Here is an 8,202-nt window from a genome sequence, read left to right as displayed (position 1 = left end):
TCCGTAGCGATCAGCTCGAACCTGCACCCGGCCGGCTTCGACGAGCTGATGCCCAAGACCCTGGCCACCGCCACCGTCGACCGGCTCCTGCACCACGCCCACGTCTGCCAGACCACCGGAGACTCCGTACGGATGACCCAGGCAATGGCCGGGAAGGGAGTCATGCCACTGAACTGATCCCATCACGGTGGCCAGCACCACCACCCAAACGGGCAAACCAGCTGGCCACCAGTGGGCAGTTCTGATGGCCACCAGCGGGAAGAAACACTGGCCGCCTATGGGCAGAACTCAATGGCCCTTGACAGACGACGGCCCGGATGCAGGCCACGGCGTCACGGTCAACATGGTGGGCACCGGTGCAGAGCCAAGCCGTACTCCGCTGCACCGATGCACCGATGCACCGATGGTGATGATGAGGCCCATCGCCGCAACCACCGGCCAGCCCTTTCTTCCTGACCGAGGAGCTGTCGACAGTGCGTGGCAGGTGCCCGTGCGGACGCGGCCACGGGCTCTCCGGAGGCCGGGCCGGCCCCGCCCCCTCGGACGGTGCAGAGGGGGCGGAGGGGGCCTCGTCCGGCGCCCACCGAAAGTGTCACCCTCACCTCGCCACGTGGACCGTCACAAGCGACGGCCCTGCTGGCCTGCACCCCGTGCGACTCCCCTGCCCGGTCTCTACGTGACGAGGCTCGTTCCGGCCGCTGAGAGCGGCGTAGGAGTCGCGGGCACGGGCATCAACGGGACGCGCGACGGGACGGCCCATTCAAGTGCCGCCGCGGCACGCAGACGTCGTCATGGGCAGCGCGGTGAGGCGCTCCTGGCGCGCCGCTGACTCTGCGCGGCGGTCGATGCCCGGGCCTACGGAGACCACGAGACAGCGGGACGGGCCACCAGGCGAACCCTTCACCCGGGCACCACGCTTGGCCCCCGAGCGGCGAGTAGGCCGGTCGCCGTGACCGGCCCCGCGGCGCAGGGGCTGGCCGCCGCGACGGCGGGCTGGCCGTACTCAGCTCCCAGGGAAACGCCGCAGGCCGGACCCCCGAGGGGTCCGGCCTGCGGCGTTCGACGACGGCCAGGTCAGTGGGCGTACTTGCCCCGAGAGAACTCGTAGACCCACCCGAAGGTGAAGTAGGCGGCGGCGACGATGCCGATGATGAAGACCCACCAGCCGACGGCCAGGCCGGTCACGATGATCGCGCAGCCCAGGCCGAGGCCCAGCGGCCACCAGCTCCAGGGAGCGAAGGTGCCGTAGGTGCCGGCGTACTCGACGATCTGACCGTCCTCGTCATCTGCAGGGCCGACGCCGTATTTGTGCTCGGCGGCCCGCAGGTACCAGGCGATCATCCAGGACATCGCGCTCAGGGCGTAGAGGGCCGGGATGCCAGCCCACTCAGTCCACTCGATCCAGAATCCGTACAGGGTGCCTGCGGCCACGAAGAACAGGCCGATCACCCAGAAGATGTTCGCTGCGACCTTCACCGGGACACCTTCTCTCCGAAGGCCTCAGACGTGTTCTGAGGCGAGTGCGGGAAGAGCTCCGGGTGGTGCAGATCCAGCGCCGGACGCTCGGAGCGGATGCGCGGCAGGGAGTGGAAGTTGTGCCGCGGCGGCGGGCACGAAGTGGTCCACTCGAGCGAGGCGCCGAAGCCCCACGGGTCGTCCACGGTGACCTTCTTGCCATAGCGCGAGGTGATGTAGACGTTCCAGAAGAACGGGATCAGCGACGCGCCGAGAACGAAGGAGAAGACCGAGGAGAACGCGTTCATCGCCTGGAAGCTGTCCTCCACCATGTAGTCCGCATAGCGGCGGGGCATGCCGATGACGCCGAGCCAGTGCTGGATCAGGAACGTGCCGTGGAAGCCCACGAACAGCAGCCAGAACTGGATCTTGCCGAGACGCTCGTTCAGCATCTTGCCGGTGAACTTGGGCCACCAGAAGAAGAAGCCGGCGAACATCGCGAACACCACGGTGCCGAAGATGACGTAGTGGAAGTGCGCCACGACGAAGTAGGTGTCGGACACCTGGAAGTCCAGGGGCGGCGACGCCAGGATGACGCCGGTCAGGCCACCGAACAGGAAGGTGACCATGAAGCCGAGCGTCCACAGCATCGGGGTCTCGAAGGTGATCGAACCGCGCCACATGGTGCCGATCCAGTTCACGAACTTCACGCCGGTCGGGACCGCGATGAGCATGGTCATCACGGAGAAGAACGGCAGGAGCACGGCGCCGGTCACGTACATGTGGTGCGCCCACACCGTCACGGAGAGCGCGGCGATCGCCGTCGTCGCGAACACGATGGACTTGTAGCCGAAGATCGGCTTGCGGGAGAACACCGGGATGATCTCCGACACGACGCCGAAGAACGGCAGGGCGATGATGTACACCTCGGGGTGGCCGAAGAACCAGAAGAGGTGCTGCCACAGGATGGCGCCGCCGTTCTCCGGGTTGAAGATGTGGCCGCCGAAGCGACGGTCCAGGCCCAGCGCGAAGAGCGCGGAGGCAAACGGCGGGAACGCCATCATGATCAGGATGCTGGTGATGAGCGTGTTCCAGGTGAAGATCGGCATGCGCCACATCGTCATGCCAGGAGCACGCATCGTCAGGATCGTGGTGATGAAGTTGACGCCGCCCATGATCGTGCCGAAGCCCTGGAGGACCAGACCGAACACCCAGAGGTCACCGCCGACGCCCGGCGAGAACGTGGTGTTGGAGAGCGGGGCGTAGGCGAACCAGCCGAACGAGGCCGCACCCTGCGGGGTGAGGAACCCGGCGGTCGCGATGAGGGAGCCGAACAGGAAGAACCAGAACGCCAAGGCGTTCAGACGCGGGAAGGACACGTCCGGAGCACCGATCTGCAGCGGCACCAGCACGTTGGCGAAGCCCGTGAAGAGCGGGGTCGCGAACATGAGCAGCATGAGCGTGCCGTGCATGGTGAACAGCTGGTTGTACTGCTCCTTCGTCTGCAGGATCTGCATGCCGGGCTCGAAGAGCTCCGCGCGGATCATGAGGGCCATGACGCCGCCGATGCAGAAGAAGACGAAGGACGTGATCAGGTACATGTACCCGAGCACCTTGTGGTCGGTCGTCGTCAGCCAGCTGACGACGATCTTGCCCAGCGAACGGGGCACCACACGAGGCTGCGCCTGTGAGCGCACCTCATCCGTTGCGTACTCGTAAGTGGTCATCAGTGGCTACCTCCACCGCGGGGGGTCTGGAGATCGCGCTCCATCGTCCCGGCGCCGTCAGGGTTGTTGTTGGGATTGCGGCTGTACTCGTCGCCCACCTGACCCGGCTCCATCTCCTCGAGGCGCTGGACGAACTCCGCCTCGTCGACGACCTCCACGTTGAAGAGCATCTCGGAGTGGGACTCGCCGCACAGCTCGGCGCACTTGCCGTCGTAGCTGCCCAGCTCCTGGGGGGTCAGGTACAGGTGGTTGGTCTTGCCGGGCACCATGTCGCGCTTCTGGAGGAACTGCGGGATCCAGAAGGAGTGGGCCACGTCACGGGACTTCAGCTCGAAGTGCACCGGCACGTCATTCGGCAGGTACAGGACCGGAAGGGTGTCACGCACGCCCTCGGTGCCGTCCAGCTGGGCCTGGATTCCGGAGTAGTGGGCCTCGATGACCTCGCCGTTCTCCTGCTCGTAGGAGTAGTTGAAGTCCCAGGACCACTGCTTGCCGTACACGGTGACGGTCAGCGGCGAGTCGTCCACGGGGCGGTCGACCTCGGTCTGGACGCGGTTGGTGAAGCCCCAGAGGGTGAAGACCATCAGGATCGGGATGGCCGTGAACATGGTCTCGAGCGGCACGTTGTAGGCCGTCTGCTTCGGGAAGCCCTGGTCGTTCTTGCGGCGGCGGTACGCCACCATGCACCAGATCATGGCGCCCCAGGCCAGCAGGCCGACGGCCATGGCCGCGATCCAGGAGTTCACCCACAGGTCGGTGAGCTGGGCGTTGTGGTTGGTGGTCTCCCGGGTGCCGGGGTACCAGCCGCGCTGGACCTCTGCCGAGCAGCCGGTCAGCACCAGGAGCGCCGTGGTGCCCACGGCACCGGCGCTCCAGCGGCGGCGAGTCCGACGTCCGGCGTCATTCTGTGCTCTCACAGACGGCCTTCCTCTTCATCTCGTGTGCGAGGGGCGTCCCCGCTCCCCCGACGATTCGGCGACTTCTCGCAGCGTCCTCGCAGGGAGCACGGGTATGCCCTGATGATTCAGAGCCAGTCTACGCCGAAACACGCGGATTCACCGCACCGTGACACGTGCCGATCGTGTCTGGGAGTCGGGTCCGAGCATCCTGGGCACGGTGCCCGGGCACGACGACGGCGGGCCGGCCGAGGCCGACCCGCCGGTTCGCGGTCCGAGGCGCTCCGGGCGCCCGCAGATCAGTGGAAGGAGTCGCCGCAGGCGCACGAGCCGCCCGCGTTGGGGTTGTCGATCGTGAAGCCCTGCTTCGAGATGGTGTCCTCGAAGTCGATGGTCGCGCCCATGAGATAGGGCACGCTCATCTTGTCGACGATCACCTCGACCCCGTCGTAGTCCCGGACGGTGTCGCCGTCGAGGACGCGCTCGTCGAAGTAGAGCTGGTAGATCAGGCCCGAGCAGCCGCCCGGCTGCACGGCCACGCGCAGCCGCAGGTCCGTGCGACCCTCCTGCTCGAGCAGCGAGCGCACCTTGCCGGCCGCCACGTCGGTCAGCTCGACCTCGTGCGGGGGCAGGCCCTCGGCGTCCTGGGTCGCGCCGATCTCGACGCCGGTCTCCTCTGCGGACAGAGCCATCGTGACCTCCTCAGATCATGGGGCGCGGACGGGGCCGTCACGCGCGTGTGGTCTCCCGGGCAACACTAGCCGCCCACGGGGCATTCCCGGCCCGCCGCACCGACGGGCCGGGCGGCGCTCACGCCGAGAGCCGCGCGAGCCAGAGCGCCTCGGCCACGACGGCCCGCTGGAAGTCGTCGATGTGCAGCGACTCGTTGGCCGAGTGCGCCCGCGTGTCCGGGTCCTCCACGCCCGTGATGAGGAGGGTGGCCTCCGGGAAGACCTCGGCGAGGTCCGCGGTGAACGGGATGGAGCCGCCCATGCCGATCGCCCGGGGCTCGACGCCCCAGGCGTCCTCCAGGGCGGCCATCATCGCGGCCGCGGCGGGGGCCGAGGTGTCCGTCGTGAACGGCTGACCGAACTCCCCCGCGGTGACCGTGGTCTCCGCGCCGAGCACCGCCGCGGACTGCGCCTCCAGGTGGGTGCGCAGCGCCTCGAAGGCCTCCGCGGGCTCCATGCCGGGGCCCAGGCGCAGCGAGAACTTCGCGCGCGCCGCGGGCTGGATCGTGTTCGAGGACTCCGCGACCGAGGGCGCGTCGATCCCGATGATGCTCAGCGCGGGAGCGTTCCACAGCCGGTCCGCGACCGGGCCGCGGCCGGCCAGGGTCACCCCGTCCAGCACGCCCGCGTCCGCGCGGAAGACGTCCTCGGGGTAGTCCAGGCCCGCGGTCTGCCGCGGCTCGAGGCCGGGCACGGCGACCGCGCCGTCCGCGTCGTGGAGCGTGGCGATCAGCCGCGAGAGCAGGACGACGGCGTCCAGGACCGGCCCGCCGAACATGCCGGAGTGCACGGCGTGGTCGAGCACCCGGACGGTCACCGTGCCGTCCACCAGCCCGCGCAGGGAGGTGGTCAGCGCGGGCTCCCCCACGGCCCAGTTGGACGAGTCCGCGACCACGATCGCGTCGGCGTCGAGGCGCGCCCGGTGCTTCTCCAGGAAGGTGCGGAAGGTGGGCGAGCCGGCCTCCTCCTCGCCCTCGATGAAGACGCGGACGCCGACGCCGGCGTCGGGCAGGACGTCCCGCAGGGCGGCGAGGGCGGCGAGGTGGACCATGATGCCGGCCTTGTCGTCGGCGGCGCCGCGGCCGTACAGCCGCCCGCCGCGCTCGGTGGCCACGAGCGGCGGGGTGTCCCAGAGGTCCTCGTCCCCGAGCGGCTGCACGTCATGATGGGCATACAACAAGACGGTGGGCTTGTCGGAGGCGCCGGGCTTCTCGCCGATCACCGCCGGCCCGCCGGGCCGGTCGTCGTCGCGGGTCTCGGTCACGATCTCCACATCCTGCAGGCCCGCCTCGCGCAGCAGGCCCGCGACAGCCTCGGCGGACCGCTCGAGCTGGGTGCGGTCCGCGGAGTCCCAGGCGATGCCCGGGATCGCCACGAGGTCGGTGAGGGTCTGGAGGGTCGTCGGGAAACGGGCCTCGACGGCCTCACGGACGGCGGAGACGAGGGCCGCGTCCTGCGGCGCACGGGAGGTGATGTCAGTCATGACGGCCAGCGTAGACGGCGGCGGGGCCGAGGGTCGTGCCCCCGGCCGGGCCGGACGCGCCCCACCACTAGACTGGACGGGTGTTCAAGCGAGACAAGACCCCCGAGACCGCGCCCGCCCCCTCGACTCACGGCTCCTCGGCTGCTCCCGCCGAGGGCGCCGTGTCCGGGGCCGCGCCGCGCGACCGCTCGCAGGGCAAGAAGGGCCCGACTCCACGGCGCCGCGACCAGGAGGCTGCGCGCCGTCGCACTCTGGTCCCCGAAGATCGCAAAGCGGCTCGCAAGGCCGAGCGCCAGGCGATGGCCCAGGAGCGGATGCGCCAGCGCGCCGCGCTGGAGACCGGGGACGAGCGCGGTCTCCCGGCACGCGACAAGGGGCCGCAGAAGCGCTGGGTCCGTGACTACGTGGACGCGCGGACCGGGATCGGCGAGTGGCTCATGCCCGTCGTCTTCGCCTACGTCCTGCTCATGTTCATCCCCGGTCGCGAGGCGCAGCTGATCCTGATGATCAGCCTGTACGTCCTCGTGGCCCTCGTGCTCATCGAGAGCTTCCTGGTCAGCCGGCACATCAAGAAGGGCCTCACGGAGCGCTTCGGCACGCCGGAGTCCGGGACCGGCTTCTACGGCATCATGCGGGCCCTGCAGTTCCGCCGCCTGCGTCTGCCCAAGCCCCAGGTCAAGCGGGGCGAGTACCCCGCCTGACACGACACCGCGCCACGGCCCGGACCCCGGTGGGTCCGGGCCGTCGCGTCCCCGGCGAGCAGACCGTCAGCCCCGCAGGGACCGGGCCAGCCCGGCGGTGATCCGGCCGGCCCAGAACGGGCCCTCGTACAGGAACGCCGTGTATCCCTGGACGAGGTCCGCGCCCGCGTCGAGCCGGGCCTGGACGTCGTCGGCGTCCGTCACCCCGCCCACGCTGACGACGGCGGTGCCCGTCGGCAGCGCCGCCCGCAGGACCTCCAGCACCCGCATCGACCGCTCCTGCAGCGGGGCGCCGGACAGGCCGCCCGCGCCCAGGGCGTCCACGTCGGCACGCGGGGTGCGCAGACCCTCCCGGGAGACGGTCGTGTTGGTCGCGATGACGCCGTCGAGCCCGAGGCGCTCGGCGAGCGCCCCGACGGCGCGCACGTCGTCGTCCGCCAGGTCCGGGGCGATCTTCACGGTCAGCGGCACGCGACGGTCCGGGACCGCACGGTCGGCCTCCTCGCGCACCGCCGTGAGGATCGGCTCCAGCGCGTCGATCTCCTGCAGCTGGCGCAGCCCCGGCGTGTTCGGCGAGGACACGTTGACCGTCAGGTAGTCGGCGTGGGGCGCGAGCAGGCGGGTCGAGGCCCGGTAGTCGTCCGCCGCGTCCTCGAGGGGGACCACCTTGGTCTTGCCGATGTTCACGCCCAGGACCGGCCGGGCCGGGCCGAAGCGGCGCTCCAGTGTCTGCCGGGTCCGCGCCAGGCGGGGGGCGACGGCCGCCGCGCCGTCGTTGTTGAAGCCCATGCGGTTGACCAGCGCCCGGTCGTCCACGAGACGGAACAGTCGCGGCTGCGGGTTGCCGGGCTGCGGCTGCGCCGTGATCGTGCCGACCTCGATGTGGCCGAACCCGAGGTCGGCCAGAGCGGCGGTCCCCCGGCCGTCCTTGTCGAACCCCGCGGCCAGGCCGAAGGGCGTCGGGAACCGCAGGCCCATGACCGTGCGCGCGAGCATCGGGTCCGGGCGGAAGGCGGCGCGCAGGGCGGCGGACGCCCCGGTGCGCTCGACCAGCCGGATCGCGTCGAAGCCCCGATGGTGCGCCTGCTCCGCGTCCATGCCGCCGAACACGGCACGGAAGAAGGGCGGGTACAGGCGAGGCGCACGGGAGGTCAGGAGGCCGTCGACGGCGGACTTGGGATCAGGCAGCTGCATGCCCCCATCCTCGCA

8 protein-coding genes are annotated in these 8,202 nt (G+C 70.1%); 2 read left to right on the top strand and 6 right to left on the bottom strand.

The features are described from left to right. Positions 1-9 precede the first annotated feature (9 nt). On the top strand, positions 10-177 hold the full coding sequence (locus tag KVS67_RS04070; protein ID WP_309226006.1) for an ATP-binding protein: 168 nt from the start codon (positions 10-12) through the stop codon (positions 175-177). An 897-nt stretch (positions 178-1,074) separates the two neighbouring features. Here KVS67_RS04070 and KVS67_RS04065 read toward each other — a convergent pair. The 5 genes from KVS67_RS04065 to KVS67_RS04045 all read right to left on the bottom strand — a co-directional run bounded on the left by KVS67_RS04065 (position 1,075) and on the right by KVS67_RS04045 (position 6,292). Beyond that, the gene (locus KVS67_RS04065) at positions 1,075-1,476 is read right to left on the bottom strand and encodes a cytochrome c oxidase subunit 4 (RefSeq protein WP_036384748.1); all 402 of its coding nucleotides are present in this window, start codon (positions 1,474-1,476) and stop codon (positions 1,075-1,077) included. Continuing rightward, the gene (gene ctaD, locus KVS67_RS04060; RefSeq protein ID WP_052007134.1) at positions 1,473-3,182 is read right to left on the bottom strand and encodes a cytochrome c oxidase subunit I; all 1,710 of its coding nucleotides are present in this window, start codon (positions 3,180-3,182) and stop codon (positions 1,473-1,475) included. The genes KVS67_RS04065 and ctaD overlap by 4 nt, the downstream gene beginning before the upstream one ends. Continuing rightward, a complete protein-coding gene (gene coxB, locus KVS67_RS04055) occupies positions 3,182-4,042 on the bottom strand; it encodes a cytochrome c oxidase subunit II (protein WP_069941918.1) in 861 nt (286 codons plus the stop codon). Before coxB ends, ctaD begins: the two co-directional genes overlap by 1 nt. 335 nt (positions 4,043-4,377) lie before the next feature. After that, a complete protein-coding gene (gene erpA, locus KVS67_RS04050; RefSeq protein ID WP_002854644.1) occupies positions 4,378-4,770 on the bottom strand; it encodes an iron-sulfur cluster insertion protein ErpA in 393 nt (130 codons plus the stop codon). Positions 4,771-4,888: 118 nt separating this feature from the next. Next, on the bottom strand, positions 4,889-6,292 hold the full coding sequence (locus tag KVS67_RS04045; protein WP_036384731.1) for a dipeptidase: 1,404 nt from the start codon (positions 6,290-6,292) through the stop codon (positions 4,889-4,891). A gap of 80 nt (positions 6,293-6,372) precedes the next feature. On the opposite strand from KVS67_RS04045, the gene KVS67_RS04040 reads away from it, so the two are divergent. Next, a complete protein-coding gene (locus KVS67_RS04040; protein ID WP_036384729.1) occupies positions 6,373-6,993 on the top strand; it encodes a DUF3043 domain-containing protein in 621 nt (206 codons plus the stop codon). Positions 6,994-7,059: 66 nt separating this feature from the next. Here KVS67_RS04040 and KVS67_RS04035 read toward each other — a convergent pair whose 3' ends face one another. Continuing rightward, positions 7,060-8,187 (bottom strand): quinone-dependent dihydroorotate dehydrogenase, encoded by a 1,128-nt coding sequence (locus KVS67_RS04035; protein WP_060973665.1) that lies wholly within the window; start codon positions 8,185-8,187, stop codon positions 7,060-7,062. Positions 8,188-8,202: the final 15 nt, after the last annotated feature.

The organism is Micrococcus sp. GbtcB5 (assembly GCF_019091605.1).
In the GTDB taxonomy this organism is placed as follows: domain Bacteria; phylum Actinomycetota; class Actinomycetes; order Actinomycetales; family Micrococcaceae; genus Micrococcus; species Micrococcus luteus.
This window is presented reverse-complemented; position numbering and strand designations above follow the sequence as displayed.